The sequence below is a fragment of the Amycolatopsis sp. DSM 110486 genome (assembly GCF_019468465.1).
GTDB lineage: Bacteria > Actinomycetota > Actinomycetes > Mycobacteriales > Pseudonocardiaceae > Amycolatopsis.
In genome coordinates this window covers 3034881-3056075 of sequence record NZ_CP080519.1, presented here as the reverse complement: position 1 = coordinate 3056075, position 21195 = coordinate 3034881, and the positions used below count along the sequence as shown (strand labels likewise).

Annotated in this window: 18 protein-coding genes; 12 read left to right on the top strand and 6 right to left on the bottom strand. The window is 70.9% G+C overall.

Going from position 1 to position 21195, the window contains the following annotated elements:
• Nucleotide 1: 1 nt before the first annotated feature.
• The 3 genes from K1T34_RS14880 to K1T34_RS14870 form a co-directional block, all read right to left on the bottom strand.
• Nucleotides 2-1261, bottom strand: coding sequence for an exo-beta-N-acetylmuramidase NamZ domain-containing protein (locus tag K1T34_RS14880; RefSeq protein ID WP_220244849.1), 1260 nt, complete (start codon nucleotides 1259-1261; stop codon nucleotides 2-4).
• Entirely contained in the window at nucleotides 1258-3081 is a 1824-nt protein-coding gene (locus tag K1T34_RS14875; protein WP_220244848.1) for a glycoside hydrolase family 3 protein, read from the bottom strand. The genes K1T34_RS14880 and K1T34_RS14875 overlap by 4 nt, the downstream gene beginning before the upstream one ends.
• A gap of 543 nt (nucleotides 3082-3624) precedes the next feature.
• Nucleotides 3625-4470: an HAD family phosphatase gene (locus tag K1T34_RS14870; RefSeq protein WP_220244847.1), complete on the bottom strand. Its 846-nt coding sequence runs from the start codon at nucleotides 4468-4470 to the stop codon at nucleotides 3625-3627.
• A 557-nt stretch (nucleotides 4471-5027) separates the two neighbouring features.
• Between K1T34_RS14870 and ssd the strand changes: the two genes are divergently transcribed.
• From ssd to K1T34_RS14830, 8 genes are all read left to right on the top strand, one after another.
• Nucleotides 5028-6089 (top strand): septum site-determining protein Ssd, encoded by a 1062-nt coding sequence (gene ssd, locus K1T34_RS14865; RefSeq protein WP_220244846.1) that lies wholly within the window; start codon nucleotides 5028-5030, stop codon nucleotides 6087-6089.
• A 340-nt stretch (nucleotides 6090-6429) separates the two neighbouring features.
• Nucleotides 6430-7566 carry a TadA family conjugal transfer-associated ATPase gene (locus tag K1T34_RS14860; RefSeq protein ID WP_220244845.1) on the top strand — a complete coding sequence of 379 codons (1137 nt, stop codon included), beginning with the start codon at nucleotides 6430-6432 and terminating at the stop codon, nucleotides 7564-7566.
• A gap of 52 nt (nucleotides 7567-7618) precedes the next feature.
• The gene (locus K1T34_RS14855; protein WP_220244844.1) at nucleotides 7619-8371 is read left to right on the top strand and encodes a type II secretion system F family protein; all 753 of its coding nucleotides are present in this window, start codon (nucleotides 7619-7621) and stop codon (nucleotides 8369-8371) included.
• Nucleotides 8368-9060 (top strand): type II secretion system F family protein, encoded by a 693-nt coding sequence (locus tag K1T34_RS14850; protein ID WP_220244843.1) that lies wholly within the window; start codon nucleotides 8368-8370, stop codon nucleotides 9058-9060. Before K1T34_RS14855 ends, K1T34_RS14850 begins: the two co-directional genes overlap by 4 nt.
• Before the next feature lie 31 nt (nucleotides 9061-9091).
• Nucleotides 9092-9256 carry a DUF4244 domain-containing protein gene (locus tag K1T34_RS14845; protein ID WP_220244842.1) on the top strand — a complete coding sequence of 55 codons (165 nt, stop codon included), beginning with the start codon at nucleotides 9092-9094 and terminating at the stop codon, nucleotides 9254-9256.
• Nucleotides 9256-9594 (top strand): TadE family type IV pilus minor pilin, encoded by a 339-nt coding sequence (locus tag K1T34_RS14840; protein WP_220244841.1) that lies wholly within the window; start codon nucleotides 9256-9258, stop codon nucleotides 9592-9594. Before K1T34_RS14845 ends, K1T34_RS14840 begins: the two co-directional genes overlap by 1 nt.
• Complete coding sequence (locus K1T34_RS14835) at nucleotides 9591-9941, top strand: Rv3654c family TadE-like protein (protein WP_220244840.1); 351 nt, start codon at nucleotides 9591-9593, stop codon at nucleotides 9939-9941. Before K1T34_RS14840 ends, K1T34_RS14835 begins: the two co-directional genes overlap by 4 nt.
• Nucleotides 9942-10362: 421 nt before the next feature.
• Nucleotides 10363-10983, top strand: a complete 621-nt coding sequence (locus K1T34_RS14830) for a bifunctional DNA primase/polymerase (RefSeq protein ID WP_220244839.1) — start codon at nucleotides 10363-10365, stop codon at nucleotides 10981-10983.
• A gap of 42 nt (nucleotides 10984-11025) precedes the next feature.
• On the opposite strand, the gene K1T34_RS14825 is transcribed toward K1T34_RS14830, so the two are convergent.
• The gene (locus K1T34_RS14825) at nucleotides 11026-14118 is read right to left on the bottom strand and encodes a DEAD/DEAH box helicase (protein ID WP_220244838.1); all 3093 of its coding nucleotides are present in this window, start codon (nucleotides 14116-14118) and stop codon (nucleotides 11026-11028) included.
• A gap of 275 nt (nucleotides 14119-14393) precedes the next feature.
• Between K1T34_RS14825 and K1T34_RS14820 the strand changes: the two genes are divergently transcribed.
• Entirely contained in the window at nucleotides 14394-16655 is a 2262-nt protein-coding gene (locus tag K1T34_RS14820) for a sodium-translocating pyrophosphatase (protein WP_220244837.1), read from the top strand.
• A 163-nt stretch (nucleotides 16656-16818) separates the two neighbouring features.
• Complete coding sequence (locus tag K1T34_RS14815; RefSeq protein WP_220244836.1) at nucleotides 16819-17403, top strand: hypothetical protein; 585 nt, start codon at nucleotides 16819-16821, stop codon at nucleotides 17401-17403.
• Nucleotides 17404-17496: 93 nt separating this feature from the next.
• Here K1T34_RS14815 and K1T34_RS14810 read toward each other — a convergent pair whose 3' ends face one another.
• Nucleotides 17497-17952: a MarR family winged helix-turn-helix transcriptional regulator gene (locus tag K1T34_RS14810; RefSeq protein WP_255638519.1), complete on the bottom strand. Its 456-nt coding sequence runs from the start codon at nucleotides 17950-17952 to the stop codon at nucleotides 17497-17499.
• Nucleotides 17953-18004: 52 nt separating this feature from the next.
• On the opposite strand from K1T34_RS14810, the gene K1T34_RS14805 reads away from it, so the two are divergent.
• Nucleotides 18005-19324 carry an MFS transporter gene (locus tag K1T34_RS14805; protein ID WP_220244834.1) on the top strand — a complete coding sequence of 440 codons (1320 nt, stop codon included), beginning with the start codon at nucleotides 18005-18007 and terminating at the stop codon, nucleotides 19322-19324.
• Nucleotides 19325-19394: 70 nt separating this feature from the next.
• Nucleotides 19395-20114, top strand: coding sequence for a hypothetical protein (locus K1T34_RS14800; protein ID WP_220244833.1), 720 nt, complete (start codon nucleotides 19395-19397; stop codon nucleotides 20112-20114).
• Here the strand turns inward: K1T34_RS14800 and K1T34_RS14795 are convergent.
• On the bottom strand, nucleotides 20111-20926 hold the full coding sequence (locus K1T34_RS14795; RefSeq protein WP_220244832.1) for a serine protease: 816 nt from the start codon (nucleotides 20924-20926) through the stop codon (nucleotides 20111-20113). The genes K1T34_RS14800 and K1T34_RS14795 overlap by 4 nt on opposite strands.
• Nucleotides 20927-21195: the final 269 nt, after the last annotated feature.

The window sequence follows — 21195 nt, the reverse complement described above, 5'->3', positions numbered from 1 at the left end:
CTCAGCGATAGATCAGGTAAGGCCGGCGTTTGCGGTCGAACGCGGCGAGCTCGGCGCGCCAGGCGCCGGTGACCTCGTCGACCCCGGCGCCGGCGTCGATCATGGTGCGCAGCCGGTCGGAACCCGACAGCAAGTCGATGGCGTGGTCGGGCCGCCAGCCAAACGTTTGCGGCGCGACCTGCTTCGCGGTCACGAGCATCGCGACGGCCGTGGTGATCGCGTCGAACGCTCCTCGATCGGTCACGGTGAGCTGCACGCCGCCGCAGGTCTCGTTCACGAACTTGCTGAACGTGGGGACGAAGTACGTCTCACGGAAGCGCGCGCCCGGCAGGTCGAGCGCTTCGAGCTTGTCGCGCCAGTGCCAGTCGACGCCCGGAGCGCCGATGATCTCGAACGGCCGCGTGGTGCCACGGCCCTCCGCGAACAGCGTGCCTTCGAACAGGCAGGTGCCGGGGTAGACGATCGCGGTGTCCGGCGTCGGCATGTTCGGGCTCGGCATGACCCAGTCGAGACCGGTTTCGGCGAACAGCATGTCTCGCCGCCAGCCGCGGACTTCGACGACGTCCAGCTTCACCGGCTTCACGCCTTCGCCGGGCAGGAACTCGGAATTGAACAGCCGCGCCAGCTCGCCGACAGTCATGCCGTGCTGCTGCGCGATCGGCTTGCGGCCGACGCCGGAGGCGAACTTCGGGTCGAGCACCGGGCCGGCGAGGCGGCCGCCGATCGGGTTCGGCCGGTCGAGCACCACGAACGCCGCGCCGACCTTCGCCGCCGCGACCATCGCCGTGTAGAGCGACCAGATGTAGGTGTAGAAGCGGGCGCCGACGTCGGCGATGTCGAACACAACGGTGTCGAGGCCGGCCTTGGTGAACAGTGTCGCGAGCTTTGCCGCGTCGGCGCCGTACGCGTCGTACACGGGGATGCCGGTGCGCGGATCCGTGTAGTCGCCTTCGGAACCGCCGGCCTGCGCGCTGCCGCGGAAGCCGTGTTCGGGGCCGAAGGCGGCGACGGGGCGGACCCCGGCGGCGACCATGTCGTCGACGATGTGGTCGCCGCTCGCGAGCACGCCGGTCGGGTTGGACAGCACCCCGAGCTTACGGCCGGAGAGCGGGCGCCAGTGCTGGGCGGCGAGTTGTTCGGCGCCGGTGAGCACTTTTTGGTGGTGCGCTGCCGGTGTTGCTTGCGCGACGGCCGAGCCGCCCGCGAGCACCGGGACGGCGAGCGCGGGGACGGCGAGGAACTTCCTGCGGTTGATGTTCACCAGCTCAGCCCGTGTCCGAAGGGGTACTTGACGGTGTTCACGTCGGCGCCCGCGGGGACGTCGACGGGCAGCTTGCCGCTCGGCTTCGTCTCGCCGAGCACGACCTTCGCGAGCGCCTCGAGCGACGGCGTGATGTAGCCGTAGGTCGCGAGCCACGTGGGCACGGGGTTGGCGTACCCGGCGTCGTACGGGATCTGCGCGGCGACGGCGACCACGGGCTTGCCGGTGTCCATCAACGACTGCAAAAGCTTATTCTGCAAGGGAAATCCGCCGAGGTTGTTCGTGAGCACCACGACGAGGTCGGTCTTCGCGGCGGCCGCGGCGGCCTGGGCGATGAGGTCGTCCGACGGGGTCTGCCCGGTCTGCAACGCGGTCGCCTGGGTGCCGTGGGCGGTGAGGCGGTCGGCGAGCGTCTGAGTGCTGGCCACGCCCCAGCCGGTGACGAGCGCGGTGGCGGGCTTCTGCTTGAGCGGCAGCACACCCGCGTCGTTGGCGATCGCGGTGATCGAGCGGTCGGCGATGCCCTGCGCGGTGGCGAGGTGCGCCGGCGTGCCGACCTTCTTGGCGACGAGCGCCGGGTTGTCGAACGGCGCGGTGAGAATGCCGCGCTTGAGCTTCAGCTTGAGCACCCGCAGCACGCTCTGGTCGATCCGCTGCATCGGCAGGTCGCCGGACTTCACGGCGGAGATCACGGAGTTGATCGCGACGTCGAGGTGCACCGGCATGAGCAGCTGGTCGATGCCGGCTTTCAGTGCCAGCACAGGGATTTCGGCGTCGCTGTGGAGCTCGCGCACTCCCTGCATCTCCAGCGCGTCGGTGATCACCACGCCGTCGTAACCCAGTTCGTTGCGCAGCTTGCCGGTGATGATCGGCTTCGACAGCGTGGCCGGCTCACCCGACGGGTCGAGGCTCGGGAACTGGATGTGGGCGCTCATGATCGAGTCGATGCCCGCGGCGATGGCGGCCTTGAACGGGGGCACGTCGATCTTGCGCCACTCGTCCTCGGTGCGGTCGATGCGTGGCAGGCCGGTGTGGCTGTCGGTGGCGGCGTCGCCGTGGCCGGGGAAGTGTTTTGCCGTGGAGGAAACGGTTTCGAAGGACGGGCCGGAGTTCTGGTAGCCCTTGACCTCGGCCGTCACGAACTGGCTCGCGAGCCCCGGCTGGCCGGCGAACGAGCGCACGCCGATCACCGGGTTGGCCGGGTTGGAGTTCACATCGGAGTCGGGCGCGAAGTCCTGGTTGATGCCGACGGCGCGCAGTTCGTGGCCGATGATCGTGGCCGCCTGCGTCGCGCTGTCGGTGCTGCGGCCGGCGGCGATGGCCATGGAGTTGGGGAACTCCGTGGCCGGAGCGCCCATCCGGGTGACAGTGCCGCCCTCCTGGTCAGTGCCGATCTGCAACGGGATGTGGGCGCCGCTGGAGATCGCGGCCTGCTGCAGGCCGTTGGAGAGCTTCGCGACCTGCGTCGGGGTGTCGAAGTTGTCGCGGGTGTCGTTGTTGAAGTAGATGACGCCGCCGAGGTGGTACTTGCGGACGACCTCGGCGGGCGTGTCGACGCCGAAGTCCGTCTGGTTCTTGGGGTTGACCTCATCGGCGGACTTGCCGTTCACCCAGGTGACGAACAGCTGCCCGACTTTTTCCTCGAGGCTGAGGCCGTGGAGCGCCTGCTGGGCGGCGGCGTCGAGAGACGTCATCGCTTTCGCGTCCGGTGTGCTGCCTGAAGCGGTCGCGCCGATTCCGGCGACGGCGAGGAGCCCCGCGAGGGGGACGGCGAGCGCATGGATCCTCCGCGGGCGCGTACGCGCGAGTCGGGTCGTCACGAAAGGGCCTCCCAGTGTCGTGCGCCGCGGGTGGTGAGAAGTCCACCTGGCGGCGCCGGTATCGGGAAGCTACTCACCGGCTTGGGCGTTGTCCATCGGCCGAGCGCAGGAACGTGGGGTTTCACCTGGGAATTTGTGGTGGAAACACTGGCGGCGCCCGTCGGCCGAAGCCGGCGGGCGCCGCCTGCAAGCGCGGAACATCTCGGGCGACCAAGCGTGCAACTCTGGTCGTACCTTCATGGACTCGGCGTCCGGCGTCCCGGTACGCAGTCCCTAGACGACGAGCCTCCCGCGGCGCGCTGCGCGTGGGTACCCGGAGTCCGCGCACGGAGGTTGCCCGGGGTGACAGAGGCTTCTCTTCTACCTCTGCCCTGGCCGGCTCAACGTCCGCACCTACTTTCTACGCCGTGAGCCCGGTCACTTCAAGAGCGTGGACGGGTGCACCGGTAAAAGAGGCTCGATCCGGTGATGCACACACCCTGAGCAACGGCCGATTCCGCTCTACGCTTAAGAAAACGGGTCCCGGTACCGCCGTGTGGGTGCCTAGCGCGGGGGCGTTCGGAACCGTCGGCGACGACTCAGGCTGTACCAGGTGGCGCCCGCCGCGAAGGCGCCCACGCCGAGCGCGACCATGCCCGCGGAACGGGCGGGGATCCGGCTGCGCAGTGACATCGGGCGTTCGAACGTGAGGATCGGCCAGCCGCGTTCGCCGGCTTCGCGCCGCAGGAGCTTGTCGGGGTTCACGGCGTGCGGGTGGCCGACGGTCTCCAGGAGCGGAATGTCGGTGCTCGAATCGGTGTAGGCGAAGCACTCGGCGAGGTCGTACCCGTACGTCGCGGAGAGCTGCTTCGCGGCGACAGCTTTGTTGTCGCCGTAGCAGTAGAAGGCGACTTCGCCGGTGTAGCGCCCGTCGGCGATCTCCATGCGCGTGGCGACGCAACGCGTGGCGCCGAGCATCGCGGCGACGGGTGCGGCGACCTCTTCACCGGTGGCGGAGAGGACGACGACGTCGTGGCCGTCGGCGAGGTGGCGGTTGATGAGATCGGTGGCCTCGACGTACACGAGGGGGTCCACCACGTCGTGGAGCGTTTCTCGCACGATCGCGGAAACCTGGGCGACATCCCAGCCGGCGCAGAGCTTCGAAACCTCGGCGCGCATGCGTTCGGTCTTGTCGGCGTCGGCACCTGCTAGGGAGAAGACGAGTTGTGCGTACGCACTACGTAAAGCGGCTCGGCGGTTGATCAGCCCTTCTCTGAGTAATGGTTTGCTGAACGCCAGCGCGCTGGAAGAAGCGATGATGGTCTTGTCGAGATCGAAGAACGCGGCGACGGCTCGCCGGGGTTCTTCGGGGTGGGATTCGCGCGGCGGCGCGGTGCTGGGTTCGGCCACGTGATCAGGATAGGAGAAGCGGCGCCCGCGTACTCGCGTTGATCGAACACCGGCGCGCCCGCCCGGCGGAAAATCCATGACAGGACACTACATCCGGCTTTGGATGCCGTTACCGAATCGTAGGTGTCGATTGCGGCGCCAACCGGTGCCCGGGGGAGTTACAGTGTGGGAACCCGGTGTCCAACCGGGCCGGTTCAGTCCGACCCCCCGGGGCTGAACCCACCGGCGGCCCTCGTCCCTCCCCCCTGGCGAGGGCCGCCCTCTTTTCTGGGGGTAGTGCATTTCTTCCTCCGCGTTCGCGGATCGCCAGGATGTTTTTCGTGGCAATTACGAGATTGCCTGGAATTCCCCGGTTCAGGGGTCACGGCTGGTCGCGCATTGTGCCTCATCGATCCGACCGGAACTCCGCGCCGAGCCGTTTCGGCGGGAAGTTGTCCACAAGCCACAGGTTGTCCACAGGCTGCGCGGTTGGCCATTGCCGTCGCGTCCGGGCCGGGCGATCTTGGTGGGACCCGGTCCACGTGGCCCGGGTTCCGCTCCGCAAGGGGGAGGCCTTCATGAGAACCGCACGTCCACTTGTCGTCGCCGCCGACGGCGCGGTGCTCGACGAGATCCTGCGCGTCGCCGCGGTCGCCGGCTGCGAGCTCGACCGCGCACCGGATCTCGCGGCCGCGCGTCCACGCTGGACGCGGGCACCGCTGGTCGTGATCGACGAGGACTCCGCCGACGACCTGCACTTACCTCGTCGCGACGGCGTTTTGGTGGTGTCGAAAGGCGCGGTGGACGTCGAGTCCTGGCGTCGCGCGGCCCTCGTCGGCGCCCGGCGGGTCCTGTGCCTGCCCGACGACGAATCCGACCTGACAGTGGCTTTCGCCGACGTCGCCGACGCCCCCGCCGAACACCCCGGCCCGGTCCTCGCCTTCCTCGGCGGTCGCGGCGGCGCGGGTGCTTCCGTGCTGGCGGCAGCCACGGCCGTCGAAGCGGACCGAGCCGGCCTGGCGCTGCTCGTCGACTGCGATCCCCTGGGCGGCGGCCTGGATCTCCCACTGGGCTTGGAAAACACTCCCGGCCACCGCTGGCCCGACGTCCGGTTGTCCGGCCGCGTCTCGCTGCCGTCTCTGGTCGATGCCCTCCCTCGCCATGGCACCCTGCCCGTGCTGGCTTGCGGCCGCACCGGCCCCGGCCCCGACCCGCGCGCCCTTTCCGCCGTCGTCACCGCCGGTCGCCGCTCGGGCCGCACTGTCGTCTGCGACCTGCCCCGCCACCTCGACGAGGGCGCCTTGGCCGTCGCCTCTCTCGCGGACCTGGTGGTCTTGGTCGTCCCGGTCGAATTCCGCGCCTGCATGGCCGCACGGCAGGTCCTCGACCTCCTCAGGCCCCACGCCGACCGGCTCGCCATTGTCGCAAGTGGACACCCCCACGCCGGCGCACCCCCATCCCGCACCACGGCGCTCCTCGGCCCACCCCTGCTCGCCACCTTGCCACCCGAACGCCGCGTCGCCGCCACCCTCGAAACGGGCGAGTTCGACCTCCCACCCAAGGGAGCCCTGGTCACCGCGGCGCGTGCCGTCCTCGCCGAACTCCACCCATCGTCGGCCGCCCTCCCTGCGGCGGCTTGAGATGGGGTCGAGGTTGCAGGGGCGGTCGACTACCCCGTAGGCGGCGGCGTGGTGGGCCGACGTCATTTGCCGAAATCCGCCCTCGGTTCGCCTCCGCCTTGGCGCTCGTGCCGCGACCATGCCGTCCGGTTGAGGCACGCGCTGCGGTGCGGGCCGTAGCCCGAGCTGCCGTGTGAAGTAAGTCGTCCGTCGTTCCGGTCGGCGCCCGCTCGGTGCGCCCGACATGGCTCGCCTGCACTCGGCAGATCGCGTGGTCCTTGTCCTTTCCCTTTACCACCAACCCATCCATCGTGCGTCGCCTCTGGAGCCCAGCCATGCCCACTTACCCGAAGCCACCGACATGACCACCGAATTCGTCGAGCGTGTCCGCAATCGGCTCGCCGGTGAGAGCCGCCTCGCGGACCCCGTCGCCGTCGCGGAGGCCGTGCGCGCGGAAGCCGGCGGCACCCTCAGCCACGACGGGGTCCTCGACGCCGTCCGCCAGGCCCACGACGAGTTCGTCGGCGCCGGTCCTCTCGCGCCGCTCTTGGAGGACCCCACCGTCACCGACGTTCTCGTCACGGCGCCCGACCAGACCTGGACCGACGGCGACTCCGGCCTGACCCGCACCGACGTCCGCTTTGCCGATGAAGAAGCCGTTCGCCGGCTGGCGCAGCGCCTCGCTCTCGCGGCGGGCCGGCGCCTCGACGACGCGCAGCCCTATGTGGACGGTTGGCTCCCCGTCCCGGGCGGGCACGTCCGTGTCCACGCCGTCCTGCCGCCGATCGCGCCCCACGGCACCTGCCTGTCCCTGCGCGTCCTCCGCCCCGCGACGCACACGCTCGACACCCTGACCGCACTCGGCGTCGTCAACGAAGAAGGCGCCGACATCCTCCGCTCGATCATCACGCGCCGCCTCGCGTTCCTGGTCACGGGCGGCACCGGTGCCGGCAAGACGACCCTCCTCAGTGCACTCCTCGCCGAAGTCAGCCCGCGCGAACGCATCATCTGCGTCGAGGACGCCGGCGAACTGCGCCCCGCGCACCCGCAGTTCGTCAGCCTCGTCGCGCGCCCGGCCAACGTCGAAGGCGCCGGCGCCGTCGAGCTGCCCGAGCTCGTCCGCCAGGCGCTGCGCATGCGCCCCGACCGCCTGGTGGTCGGTGAAGTCCGCGGCGCCGAAGTCTGCTCCCTGCTCAACGCCCTCAACACCGGCCACGACGGCGGCGCCTGCACCCTCCACGCCAACTCACCCTCCGAGGTCCCCGCACGCCTCGAAGCGCTCGCCTCCCTGGGCGGCCTCACCGGCGACGCCCTCCACAGCCAGCTGGCCGCCGCCATCCGCGTCGTCCTCCACCTCCGCCGTGACCCCACCGGCGCCCGCCGCCTCACCGAAATCGCGACCCTCCACCGCACCACCGCGACCACCCACACCACCCCCATCTGGCGCGACGGCCACTGGACCCCTTACCGCCCCCTCTTCGAGGAGACGACCGCGTGATCCCGACCTGCTCGCGAGCGACCAGACCCTTCAGCGCAGAGGAGACGACCGCGTGATCACCGCCTGGCCGTTCCTCTGCTTCGGCACCGCTCTCCTCACCTGGCCGACCCTGCCGACCCGGCTGAAGGCACCACCGCGGCGACGGCTCACCATCCCCACGCCACCGCGCCAAGCCGTCTGGGTGTTGCCGACGCTCCTCGCTCTTCCGCTCGCCGGAGTCGGAGCCGCAATGGCGACCGCGTTGATCACCGTGGCGGCAAGGCAGGAACGGCGCAGCAGAAGGGAAACCTCCGCGGGGCTCGCCCGAGCCGAGCAGACCTCGGCCGCGCTCCGCACGATGGTCGCCGAGCTGCGGGCCGGCGCTCATCCGGTACTCGCGGCAGAAGCGGCCGCCGAAGCCGTCCCCGCTCTGGCCGGCGAGCTCACCAACCTGGCCACCGCCGCAAGACTCGACGGCGCACTCGAATCCCCGGAACTCCCGGAACTCGCAGCGGCCTGGACCCTCGCCCGCAGGCACGGCCTCCCCATCGCCGACACCCTCGACGCCACTCGCCGCGACGTCGACGCCGCCACCCTGTACGCCCGGCGGTTGCACGCCAAGATGGCCGGCCCGCGGATGAGCGCGACCGTGCTGACCGGGCTGCCCGTCCTCTGCCTCGCCATGGGGCAGGCCATCGGCGCCGAGCCGCTGACCGTGCTCACCCAGACCGTCCTCGGGCAGCTGTTCCTGGTGGCGGGCGCCGCACTCCTCTGGGCGGGCACCGCGTGGTCCCGCGTGCTCACCGGCCGCCGGGAGGTCCGATGACGCCGTACGTCCTCGCCGCCGTCGCGCTCCTCGTCTGGCCCAGCGCGCCGAAGCCGCGGAGCCTCGCGCCACCAACCACATGGCGACCGACACTCCCGAGCCTCGGCACGAGACACGCCCTCGCCGCCGCAGTGGCCGGCGCATCGGTAGCCGTAGTCGCCGGAATTACGGGTGGCGCACTGGCGGGAGCAACAGCCTGGTGGCTCCTCCACCGCTCCCGCCGACCGAAACCCCGCGACGACGTCACCGAGCGCCTGAACTCCGCCGCCACCCTCGACCTCCTCGGCGCCTGCCTCCGCACGGGCCTGCCGGTGCCGACGGCCCTCGAAGCCGTCAGCGCCACCGCGCCCGAGCACACGTCGACCGCCATGAAAGCCACCGCCAACCTCCTCGCCCTCGGCGCGGGACCGGCCGAAGCCTGGGCCCAGCTCAAAACCCGGCCCGGGTTCGAGGAGCTGTCAGTCGCCGCGACCCGTACGGCCCGGTCCGGCGCGGCGCTCGCCGCGACGGCCGACGAAGTCTCCCGCCGCCTGCGCGACGGGATCGGCGTCGAGGCCGAGGAACGCGCGGAACGGGCCGGGGTCGCGCTGGCGCTGCCGGTGGGGCTCTGTTTCCTTCCCGCGTTCTTCGTGCTCGGCATGCTGCCGGTGGTGCTCGGCCTGGCCGAGCGGATCGGGAGCGTGTTGTAGATGAATCCACAATGGACAGAAAGGACCGACCATGCACTTCCTCCCCGGAGACGAGGGCACCACCACGGCGGAGTACGCCATCGGCACAGTGGCCGCGGCGGCGTTCGCGCTCGCGCTGTTCGTGCTGCTCAGCGGCGACTCGATCAGCACGGCGCTGTCGGGTCTCGTGCAGCGGGCCCTCACGGTGGCGACCTGATGGCCGGCCGTCGCCGGGACGGCGGCATGGTCACGGTCGAAGCCGCCCTTTCGCTGGGCGCGCTCACGGCCGTGGTGGCTCTGCTGCTCGCCGGCCTCGCCGCGGTGCTCGGGCACATCCAGTGCCTCGACGCCGCCCGCGAAGCCGCGCGCCTGGCCGCCGCCGGACAGCCCGGTGCGGCCGAGGCCGTCGTGCAGACGATCGCGCCCCGCGGCGCGCGCCTCACCATCCGCCGGTCCGGCGACGGCATCACCGCCGAGGTCACCACCGACACGCTCACCGGCTTCCACCTGGACGCCAGCGCCTACGCCGTCGCCGAACCCGGAGCGCAGCAATGAAGGACAACGACGACGGCGTCGCCACCGTGTGGACGGCGATCGTGATCGCCGCGCTCGTCGGCCTCGCCGCGGCGGGCTGCTGGCTCGGCGCGGCCGTGGCAGCCCGGCACCGAGTGGAAGCCGCCGCTGACCTCGGCGCGCTGGCCGCAGCCGCGCACGCCGCCGACGGGCCCGCCCGGGCCTGCGACCGCGCTCGCGAAGTGGCCGACCATCAGGGCGCGGTCGTCATCGCCTGCAGTTGGCACGAGCGCGACGCCCTCGTCGAGGTGCGAGCGGCGCCGCCGGTCCCCGGCTTGCCGCCGCCCTCGGCGCGGGCCCGGGCCGGCCCCGTCGGCCTCCCGGAGTGACGCCCGCCACCGCTCGTCCAGCCGCCGTTACGACGAGTGGCGCCCGGTGTTGATCATCGCCGGGGCAATCAGACGCACTGTCTCGACGAGCGGCGAACAGCCACGAGCAGCGGTAGCTGACGAACGGCGAGCGGTTAAAGCAGCTGGTCAACGGCCTAAACGACGTGGTGCGCCACAGCGGCCGCGAAGGGCGGTGAAAGTGTCAACCCGCGTGCTGGGGGGCCTCAGCGGGGTCTCAACGGCCGATCATCGGCTGTCCGTTATCGGCCGAGCGGTGGACTACCTGGCGTTCATCGCCCAGTAACCACCGGTTGTCGCGCGGCTCTTCCGCGCAATGTGCAAATTGCCGTTTAGTGAGACGTGCGCCACCAACGGCCCCGACCCGGGTGGCGCGAAACCGGACCTTGAAGGCAGGAAAGCAATGTTGGACGCGAATTGGCCGGACAGCTGGCGGAGCGCCTTCCGCATCGAACTTCGTGCGGAGGCGATCGGCCTCGCCTGGCGCGGCTGGCCGGTGCTCCCGGGGGCGACCCCGGCGCCGATCACCGGTGAGGGCGACGACCTCACGTGGCGCCGGCCGGTGCCGGTGCGGGACGACTGGCGCGAGCTGGTCGGCACCCACGCCCACGAGGTCGCCACCTGGTTCTCCAGCCGCACCCACAGCCTGCTCGTGGCCACGGGCACGGTCGTCGACGCCATCGAGGTCGACGACGAGCTGGGCAAGCGCGCCGCCCGCCTGCTGCGTGCTCTCGGGCACCCCGCGCCGATCGTCGCGATGCCCAACGGCCGCTGGCTCTTCCTCACCACGCCCGCCGACGGCATCCCGGCCGAGCTCGCCGAGCAGGCGTCCGTGCAGTGGCACGGTGCCGGTAGCTACATCCCGCTGCCGCCGTCGCCGTTCCAGCACGGTGTCGTGCACTGGCGCGTGAAGCCCGAGGTGTGCGGCTGGCAGCTGCCCGACCCGGCCGAGGTGCACGACGTGCTCATGCGCGCCCTCGCTGACGAGCACGCCCCGCTGCTCGCGGAGACCACCGCTGCCTGACCGGTTCGACCCCGGCAAGCAGCGTCGACAACTGAAGAGATTTCACGCACCACCGTGGCCGCACTGCTCCCCGTGCTGACGCAAAGCCCCAAGCACGGTATCCAGTACGGCCACTGCCCCTGCCTTGTCCAGCGGTTCGTTGCCGTTCCCGCACTTCGGCGACTGAACGCAGGACGGGCAGCCCGTCGGGCACTCGCAGGAGATGATCGCCTCCCGCGTTGCGGCCAGCCACGGGACAATCGCGGCATAACCGCGGTCGGCAAATCCCGCACCCCCGGGATGCCCATCGTGCACGAACACCGTTGCCTCCCCGGTGTCCTCGTGCCACGCGGTAGACACCCCGCCGATGTCCCAGCGGTCGCACGTAGCGAACAGCGGTAGCAGGCCGATCGCCGCGTGCTCGGCGGCATGCAGGGCACCGGGGACGCGCGCCGGAACCAATCCGGCGCCCCCCGGTGCTCTGCCAGCACCCCCGGTCCCCACCGGCGCCTCACCCTCGGCCCCGACCCGAGCGCCCCCGGTCCCCACCGGCGCGACGGCCCCGGCCCGAGCTTCAGCACCAGCCCCGCCCTCAGCACCCCCGGTCCCCGCCGATACGACGGCCGCACCCGCGATGTCGCCCAGAGCACCTCCGGTCCCCGCCGACTCCACGCTCTCGGCCTCGACCCGAGCGCCCCCGGTCCCCACCGGCGCGACGGTCCCGGCCCGAGCCGCGCCCAGAGCACCCCCGGTCCCCGCCGATGCCACCTGCGCCGCCTGCGACTCCTGTACCGGCTCGCCCTCGTCGTCCTCCCGAGACAATCGCTCCGCCGGCTCCGGCCCCACCGGGCTACTGCCGGAACGGTTGCCTTCCGCGGGCTTCGGCGCGCGAGCGCCCGAAGCCGCGGTGCCAGGCTCGCCTGGCTCAAGCTTTGCCTGGCCGTGGGCAGCTGGCTTCGAAGCCGTGCGCTCGGTGTCCGAAGCTTCAGGCTCCACTCGGCCGCGTTCCACCCGCGCCGAAGCCGCGGCGTCGGAGGCCGCCTTCCCTGCGGCCGCGACCGGAGCGGCCCCAGGCTCGGTGGCACCAGGAGGCTGTGCCGATGGCGCGCCGCCGATCCCCGCCGGCTCCACGTCCTCGGCCTCGACCCGAGCGCCCCCGGTCCCCACCGGCGCGACGGTCCCGGCCCGAGCCGCGCCAAGAGCACCCCCGGTCCCCACCCGATGCGCAGGGCCGAGCAAGTCGCTCGTCACCGTGTACCAGACGGCGCGCGTGTGCAGGCTTTGTTCCGGCAGGTCCAGTGGCGTGTGGTCCAGGACCTCACCCGACGGGCGGCGGCGCAGGTAGCCGACGACCTGCGACGTCACCGCCACCTCGCCCAGGCACACCGTGACACCGCCGTGGGAGCACTGTTCCTGCGTGGACAGCACCGAGATGTCCACGACCTCCCGCGGCGACGTGTGCCAGTCCGGGTCCTCGGCGTGCACGAGGGCGAGGCCGGTCTCGAGGTCGAGCTCGTCGACGACGTACGACGAACCCTGGTGCAGGTACACCGCACCCGGGTGCACGGCGTAGCAAGCCGAACCCGGGTCAACGGTGCCGAGCATGCGGCCGGAATCCGCCTCCACCACCGCGATCTGGTCGCCGCCCGAGCCGCGGATGCCGACTTCCGCGTGGGGGCGTTCGCGAGCGGTCCAGTACCAGCCGCTGGAACGGCGGCGCAGCAGCTTCTCCTCAGCCAGGTCCGCGAGCACCGCGCGGGCGGCCGGACCGCCGAACGATTCCAGCTCCGGTTCCGTCAACGGCAGCTCCGCCACCGCGCACGCGAGCTGCGGCCCGAGCACATAGGGGTTCGTCGGGTCCAGCACGGCCGTCTCCACCGGACGCTCTAGCAGCGCCGCCGGGTGGTGCACGAGGTAGGTGTCGAGTGGATCGTCGCGCGCCACGAACACGACCAGGGCCTCGTCGCCCGAGCGGCCCGCGCGGCCGGCCTGCTGCCAGAACGACGCCAGCGTGCCCGGGTAACCGGCGAGCACCACGGCGTCGAGGCCCGCGATGTCGACACCGAGCTCCAGCGCGTTGGTGGTCGCCACCCCCAACAACCGGCCGGACAGCAAGGCGGCCTCCAGCGCTCGACGCTCCTCGGGCAAGAAGCCAGATCGGTACGCGGCAACGGTTTCCGCCAACGCCGGGTCCACTTCGGACAAAAGGCGCCGCGCGCCCAATGCCGTGAGCTCCGCCCCGCGGCGTGAGCGCACGAAAGCCAGCGAACGCGCGCCCTCCACCACCAGGTCCGTGAGGATCCGCGCCGTCTCCACGCCCGCCGAACGTCGCACCGGCGCGCCGTTCTCGCCCGTCAGCTCGTCGAGCAGCGGGGGCTCCCACAACGCGACCGTCCGCGCGCCTCGCGGCGAAGCGTCTTCAGTGACCGCCGCGCAGGGCAGCCCCGTCAGCCGCGAAGCGAACTCCGCCGGCGAAGCCGTGGTCGCCGACGCCAGCACGAACACCGGCGACGCCCCGTAGTGCGCCGCCACCCGCCGCAGCCGGCGCAGCAGCAGCGCGACGTGCGAACCGAACACCCCGCGGTAGCTGTGGCACTCGTCGACCACCACGTAGGCCAGGTTCTTGAAAAACCGGGTCCACCGCGAATGCGAAGACAGGATCCCGCGGTGGAGCATGTCCGGGTTCGTGAACACCCAGTTCGCGTGCGCGCGCACCCAGTCGCGCTCGGTCATCGGGGTGTCGCCGTCGTACGACGCCGCCCGCACCCCGGGGACGTCCAAAGAGGACACCGAACGCAGCTGGTCAGCGCCCAGCGCCTTGGTGGGCGAGAGGTACAACGCGGTCGCCGCGGAGCCCGTGGCCAGTGAGGACAGCACCGGCAGCTGGTACGCCAACGACTTCCCCGAAGCCGTGCCCGTCGACACCACCACGTGGGACCCCGTGTGAGCCAGCGAAGCCGCCTCTACCTGGTGTTTCCAGGGAGTCTCCACTCCGGAACCCGCGAACGCCGACACGACCGACGGCGCGGCCCACTCCGGCCACGCCGCGAAACCGGCTGCCCGCGCGGGAAGCTCGGCCACGTGCGTGACCGGGTTCTCGTTCACCGGGACCCCCGCCGTGACCCGGCTGAGCAGCCTCCGTCCTCGCTCGACCACGTGCCGAAGCTTCGCACAGGGCACCGACAGAACCGGCGCGAGATCGATCAAGTGAGCAATCACACAAGGTCACGGAACGTACCGTGACCGGGACGCGTTGCAGGCCCGCTGAGCACTACCAATACACTCCCGCAATCCACACCCTCTGTGGCGATCGTCATGTGAGACGTGCATTGCCCGCACGGCTAGCGTGTCGCTCGGTACAGATCCATGCCAGTGCAGGCACGCCGGGTACGACGAGTCCGCATTGGCCAACGGCGTTCCCAGGAGGACGAATGTCCCGGCAGTTCCTCGCGGAGGGCGGTCTCACGCTCTCCGGGGGTGGCTACACCATCGTAGGTGTGGTCGCCGTGGTCGCCCTTGCCGCACTCGCCATCGGTTACGTGCTGCTCAGGGAGGTGCTGGCCGCGGGCCAGGGCACCGCCAAGATGCAGGACATCGCCAAGGCGGTGCAGGAAGGTGCGGCCGCATACCTGAAGCGGCAGCGCAACACCCTCGCCGTCTTCGGCGTAATCGTGTTCCTGCTGCTCTTCGCACTCCCCGCGGACGACTGGAACGAGCGCATCGGCCGCTCGATCTTCTTCCTCGTCGGCGCGGTGTTCTCGTTCACCATCGGCTACCTCGGCATGTGGCTCGCGACGCAGGCGAACCTGCGCGTGGCGGCCGCGTCGCGCGAGGAAGGCGGCCGCGAGATCGCGATGCGCGTGGCGTTCCGCACCGGTGGTGTGGTCGGCATGATCACCGTCGGCCTCGGCCTGTTCGGTGCCGCGGTCGTGGTGCTCGTCTACACGGGCCAGGCCCCGAAGGTGTTGGAGGGCTTCGGGTTCGGCGCCGCGTTGATCGCGATGTTCATGCGTGTCGGCGGCGGCATCTTCACGAAGGCCGCCGACGTCGGCGCCGACCTGGTCGGCAAGGTCGAGCAGGGCATCCCCGAGGACGACCCGCGCAACGCCGCGACGATCGCCGACAACGTCGGTGACAACGTCGGTGACTGCGCCGGCATGGCGGCGGACCTCTTCGAGTCCTACGCGGTCATGCTCGTCGCCGCGCTGATCCTGGGCAGCTCCGCCTTCGGCTCCAGCGGCCTGATCTTCCCGCTCATCGTGCCGGCCATCGGTGTCGTCACGGCCGTCATCGGCGTGTACATCACGAAGGCGCGCGCGGGCGAGGGTGGTCTCGTCACGATCAACCGCTCGTTCTACATCTCCGCGGTGATCTCCGCGGTGCTGTCGGCCATCGCGGCCTTCGTGTACCTGCCGAGCAGCTTCTCCGACTTCGGTGCGGAGTTCGCGGGCAACAGCGGTAACCCGGCAGTCATCGCCACCGTCGCCGTGATCATCGGCATCGTGCTCGCCGCGATCATCCTGAAGCTCACGGGTTACTACACCGGCACGGAGAACAAGCCGGTGCAGGACGTCGCCAGGACGTCGGAAACCGGTGCCGCCACGGTGATCCTGTCCGGCATCTCGGTCGGTTTCGAGTCAGCCGTGTACACCGCGCTCGTGATCGGCGCGGCCGTGTTCGGCGCGTACCTGCTCGGTGGCGGCATCGCGCTGTTCGCCGTCGCGCTCGCCGGCACTGGCCTGCTGACCACCGTCGGCGTCATCGTCGCGATGGACACCTTCGGCCCGGTCTCCGACAACGCGCAGGGCATCGCCGAGATGTCGGGCGACGTCGACGAGAAGGCCGCGCAGATCCTGACCGAGCTGGACGCGGTGGGCAACACCACCAAGGCCATCACCAAGGGCATCGCGATCGCCACCGCGGTCCTCGCGGCCACGGCGCTGTTCGGGTCCTATTCGGACGCGATCACGAAGGCTGTGGGCGGCACGGGCGAGTTCGTCGCGAACATCGTCAGCCCGAAGACGCTGGTCGGTGTCATCGTCGGCGCGGCCGTCGTGTTCCTGTTCTCGGGTCTCGCCGTCAACGCGGTTTCGCGTGCGGCCGGCGCGGTGGTGCAGGAAGTGCGCCGCCAGTTCCGCGAGATCGCCGGGATCATGGAGGGCACCACGCGGCCCGAGTACGGCAAGGTCGTGGACATCGTCACGCGCGATTCCCTGCGTGAGCTCGCCACGCCGGGTCTGCTGGCGGTGTTCGCCCCGATCGCCGTGGGCTTCGGCCTCGGCACCGAGGCGCTCGCCGGCTACCTGGCCGGCGCGATCGCGACCGGCACGCTGATGGCGATCTTCCTGGCCAACTCCGGTGGCGCCTGGGACAACGCCAAGAAGCTCGTGGAGGACGGCAACCACGGCGGCAAGGGTTCGGACGCGCACGAGGCCACCATCATCGGTGACACCGTCGGTGACCCGTTCAAGGACACCGCCGGCCCGGCCATCAACCCGCTGATCAAGGTGATGAACCTGGTCTCCGTGCTGATTGCGCCCGCGGTCGTCACCCTGAGCCTGGGCGGCGGCGCCAACACCACGTGGCGCATCGTGATCGCGGTCGTCGCGCTCGCGGTCATCGTCGCGGCGGTCGTCGTGTCCAAGCGGCGCGGCACGGTCATCGAGAACACCCCGGCGGAAGCGAAAGCCTGATCCGCTGTTCAATGCGAAACCCGTCCGGGGCCCGGCGCGCTGTTCGCGCGCCGGGCTCCGGCGTGTCGGGAATTCTTCCCGCACTCCAGTGGGTGACTTGCGAATGATTCTCGGATCGGTACGGTCGGGGGCACCTGGACGTCGACGAGCAGGAGGTGTCGCGGTGCGGCCGCGGTCGACCGTTCTAGCCGCGCTGGTCACGGCACTCGGGATCGGCCTTGCCGCCTGCGGGCAGCAGCCGCCGGTGTCGCAGACCCACAGCGGTGGGCAGGCGGACACCTCCAGCCAGGCCGATCCGGCCGCGAGATGGGCCGACGGCTACTGCTCGGCGGTCACCCACCTCGTGCGCACGCTCGCGAACCTGCCCGAGATCGACCCGAGCTCGCCCGAACAGGCTTCCCGCACGTCGAGCCGGCTCCTGTCGTCCGTCGTCGACGGCATCGACCAGACCGTCGACGGCCTCGACCGCGTCGGCCCGCCGCCCCTCCCCGGCGACGACCAAGCGCGCGGTGACCTGCTCAAGCAGTTCGCCTCCGTCCGCTCGCGCGCCGACACCGCCCGCGAACGCCTCGACACAGCCACCGACGCCTCCGCCACCAAAACCGCCCTCGGTGACGCCCGCGCCACCCTCGACGACGTCGCCGCCCTCAACGTCCTCGAAGGCCTCAACGCGACGCCGGAGCTCTCGGCCGCGGGGAAGCGGGCGCCGGACTGCCAGCAGCTCGTGGTGCCGCCGGCGCCGCGCTGACGGGGCTTTTCGGCGAGGCGTGCGGGTAGTCGGCGGTCAGCTGCGGTCTGGGTGGCTGTGAGCTCCAGCGACGCCCGGCGGTGACAGGACTCGCTAGCTCTCCAGGTCGAGCTCGCTCGTCAAGCGAATCAGGTATCCGGCGAAGCGTTGCCGGTCGGTGGCCGACCAGGTGGCGGTGAGGTCGTTGAACGTTCTGCGCTGCCATTGGTGCGAGGCGTTGAGCAGTTCGCGCCCGGTGTCGGTGAGCTGCAGCGACGCGCGCCGCCGGTCCTGGCCCGACGTGCCGCGGGTGAGGTAGCCGGCGGCGGTCGCGTCGCGGACCATGCGGCTGGCGCCGGAGTGGTCGAGCCCGAGGTGGTGCGCGACGGTCGCGACGGTCACCTCGTCGGTGTGCTCGCTGCCCGTGTCGACGGCCTCGACCGCGAGGATGTGCTGCACGTGGCGCATCTCGCCCGTGAGCTCGGTCGACGTGCGCAGGGTCCAGCGCCGGGACCAGTGCCTGACCAGGCGGAACAACGCGGGGCCGGCTTCGGTGAGGGGTGGCGTCACGGGTTCCACCCTATCTTGACTGCGTGCGATCCGCATGCATAACGTGTGCGATATGCATGGACTTCTCCGCGGTCGCGACGCCGCCTTCGCCGCGCTCGTGCTGGGGCTGCTGATGGCTTCGCTCGATACCAGCGTGGTGGTCGCGGCACTGCCGTCCATCGGCGCTGACCTGGGCGATCCGGGTGCGGTGGGCGGGGTGACGGCGGCGTACCTGCTGGCGGTCGCGGTCGCCACGCCGGTGCACGGCAGCCTCGGTGACCGTTGGGGGCGGCGGCGCATGTTCGTCGGCTCGGTAACAGCGTTCGCCGTCGGGTCGGTGGCGTGCGCCTTGGCGTCGGATCTGGTCGCGTTGATCGCGTTTCGCGCGGTGCAGGGGCTGGGTGGGAGCGGGCTGATCGTGGCCGCGGTGGCGGCAATGGCGGAGCTGTTCGACCGAGTCGAACTGGTGCGGCGGCAAGGCTGGCTGACAGCCGTGTTCGCGTTGTCGTCGATCGGTGGTGCTCCGCTGGGCGGCCTCTTGGCGGCCGTCGCGGGCTGGTGGTCGATCTTTCTGATCAACCTGCCGATCTGCGTTGTGGCTCTGTTTCTCGGGGTGTGTTCGGTGCCGGGCACGTGGCGCGCGGGCCGAATCCGGTTCGACTGGACGGGCGCGGTTCTGGTCGCGGTCGTCGGTGGTTGTGTCGTCGTGCTCGGCAGTGGTGCGACACCGGGGTGGGCGCCCGTGCTGGTCGCTGTCGCACTAGCCGCGACGGTCGCCGTCGTGCAGGTCGAACGGCGTGCGGCCGCGCCACTGGTCTCGCCGCGGCTGTTCGCCGACGCCCGCCTCGCGAGGGTTGTCGCCGTCACCTTCCTGACCGGCGTGGCGCTGTTCGGCAGCTTCACCTATGTCCCACTGGCCATCGGCGTCGCGCGTCCGGCGGCCACGGGCCTGCTGCTCGTGCCGATGAGCGTCGGGCAGGTGCTGGTGACCACCGGGTTCGCGCTGCTCGCCCGCCGATGGCCGCGCGTCACGGTGTGGGGTCGGTTCGGCCTGGTCCTCGGCGTGGCCGGGCTCCTTGCCACTGCGGCACTCCCGCTCCTCCAGCCCGGCCCGACGCGGTTGGTCGCCGTCGTCGTGGGGCTCGCGTGCAGCGGCGCCGCGCTCGGGCTGTCAATGCAGGCCTACACCTTGCTGGCGCAGACGTGGGCACCACCGGACATCCTCGGCGCCGGGATGGCCACACTCACCTTCGCGCGCCAGATCGGCGGTTCGCTCGGGATCGCGATCTTCGGCCTGCTCACGCTGCCTGCGGTGTTCCTCGTGGCCGCCGCAGCCCTGTTGGTCGCCGTGTTCGCCGCTCCCCGCGCCGCCGACGACTGCGTGGCGGCATGATCGCCCGATCGGCGAAAATCCGCCGCCTAACCCTCGCGTCCGATCGAACTTGTGTTCTATCATGATCCGCGTGGATCGGACGATCTCGCTGTTCTCGGCGGAGGCGAGCGGCCCGGGGGTTGCGGACCTGGCCGGCCTGCTGTGCTGCCAAGGACAGATCACCGGCTTCGGGCGCACGGCAGCGCGGCTGTCCGTGAACGTCGACGAGCAGTGGCGCGCCCGGGTGCTGGCGCGCGAGTGCCGCCGGCGTGGGGCCGACGCGCAGGTGGCGGTGCGGGAGTGCGGGCGGCCGCAGGTGCGCACGTCGTTCCGCGTCGACCTCCTTCCGCTGTCCGTGCAGTGGCTGCGCCGGGGCTGCTCGGGTCCGTCCGAAGACGATTCGGGCAAAGCGCTGCCCGAAGGCTTCCGGTTGAGCGGCGCGATGCTGCGCATGTGGGCCCTGGCGGCAGGGCGGCAGGGGCCGTCGGGCTACCTGCTCGGCATGGACCCGCTGGCGCCGCACCTGCACGACGATCTGCTGGCCGCGCTGGCGCCACTGGGCGTCCACGCGCGGTTGCTGGGGCCGAAGGCCGAAGAGCCCGCCGCGCGGTTGACCGGGCGGCGCAGGCTCGACGGGCTGCTGGAGCTCATCGGCGAGGCGCCTGCGGGCGCGGAGGACGCGTGGCCCGAACTGCCGGAACTCCGCGAGGAAACGCGGCCAGAACGCACCGAAGGGGACTCACGCCGCGGCGGAGGCGGCGGGAGTCCCCTTCAGTATTTGCTGGGTGACGTCCTGGAGGCAGTCGGTTAAGGCTTCGGCAACGTGCAGCCGACCCGATTGAGGTCGATCTCGCTCGCCGTCGTCAGACACGCGGGAATGCCGAACGTCTCCTCGCCGTACTTGGTGCCGGGATGCACGGTCACGTTCCCGGACCCGTCGACCTCGCACGGGTTGTCGAGCGTGCAGCGCTGGCCGTCGTCGTTCGACGTGTTGTTCACGCCGATGACCTTGCCGGTCGCGGTCTCGACGATCGGGGAGCCGGACGTGCCGCCGACGGTCGTGCACTCGGGCGTGTAGCGGATCGAGTCCTTCCACACCCAGCCATTTTCGTGAAGCTCGTTCACGAACCCGTCGATCGAGCAGGAGTAGATGGTCTTCCAGTAGCCCGAGACCACGTCGATGTGCGTGCCCGCGGTCGGGTGCGCCGAGACGAGCTCGAGCGGGGAGACCCGGTACTTCTGCTTGATCTGGGCGTAGGTGGTGTCGAGCTGGTACAGCGACACGTCGGTGTCGGTCATGGTCGCGTACACGACCTTCTTGGCCTTCAGCGTCCCGAGTGAACTTTTGCCGTCGGACGACAGAAGGCTGAAGGTGCGAGTGGACCGCTGACCGACGATGACCTCGCCGGGATCGGGGAAACCCGACTCCAGGCAGTGACCGTTGGAAAGTACGAGTGCGGGCGCCGTGTCCGGCGTGCCGGCCGGTTTGACGACCGAGCCGGAGCAGTTGGACAGCGCCACCGTGCCGGAGAACGTGGTGGTCGCGGCGCTCGCCTCAGGGGCGGTGACCAGGGCGAACGCGGCCACGGCCACGGCCGCGGCACCGAGCAGACGTCGGGTCATGGTGGTTCCTTTCGGCTCGACGAGGTAGTAAGTGAAGCGGTGCCGACGTCAGGTCCACCACCGTCGAACGGAGGGTATCGGCGTGATCGCGAGATACCCTGCACGGCACGTGTCCGGAATCACGTGCTAGGTGTGGAGAGGAAACATCGCCGAGGTCAAAGGCGATCCGACGGGCAGGGGCCCGGCGGCGTGTCAGGCCACCTAGCCGCTGCGCGGCCGGTGCGGGCGTGCACACTGGCAGGTCGAAGACGCGGGCGCAGCACCCCTCG

Coding starts and splice junctions, on each gene's coding strand:
- ssd (WP_220244846.1), top strand. CDS start 5,028: ATGAGAACCGCACGTCCACTTGTCGTCGCCGCCGACGGCGCGGTGCTC.
- K1T34_RS14860 (WP_220244845.1), top strand. CDS start 6,430: ATGACCACCGAATTCGTCGAGCGTGTCCGCAATCGGCTCGCCGGTGAG.
- K1T34_RS14850 (WP_220244843.1), top strand. CDS start 8,368: ATGACGCCGTACGTCCTCGCCGCCGTCGCGCTCCTCGTCTGGCCCAGC.
- K1T34_RS14845 (WP_220244842.1), top strand. CDS start 9,092: ATGCACTTCCTCCCCGGAGACGAGGGCACCACCACGGCGGAGTACGCC.
- K1T34_RS14840 (WP_220244841.1), top strand. CDS start 9,256: ATGGCCGGCCGTCGCCGGGACGGCGGCATGGTCACGGTCGAAGCCGCC.
- K1T34_RS14835 (WP_220244840.1), top strand. CDS start 9,591: ATGAAGGACAACGACGACGGCGTCGCCACCGTGTGGACGGCGATCGTG.
- K1T34_RS14830 (WP_220244839.1), top strand. CDS start 10,363: ATGTTGGACGCGAATTGGCCGGACAGCTGGCGGAGCGCCTTCCGCATC.
- K1T34_RS14820 (WP_220244837.1), top strand. CDS start 14,394: ATGTCCCGGCAGTTCCTCGCGGAGGGCGGTCTCACGCTCTCCGGGGGT.
- K1T34_RS14805 (WP_220244834.1), top strand. CDS start 18,005: ATGCATGGACTTCTCCGCGGTCGCGACGCCGCCTTCGCCGCGCTCGTG.
- K1T34_RS14795 (WP_220244832.1), bottom strand. CDS start 20,926: ATGACCCGACGTCTGCTCGGTGCCGCGGCCGTGGCCGTGGCCGCGTTC.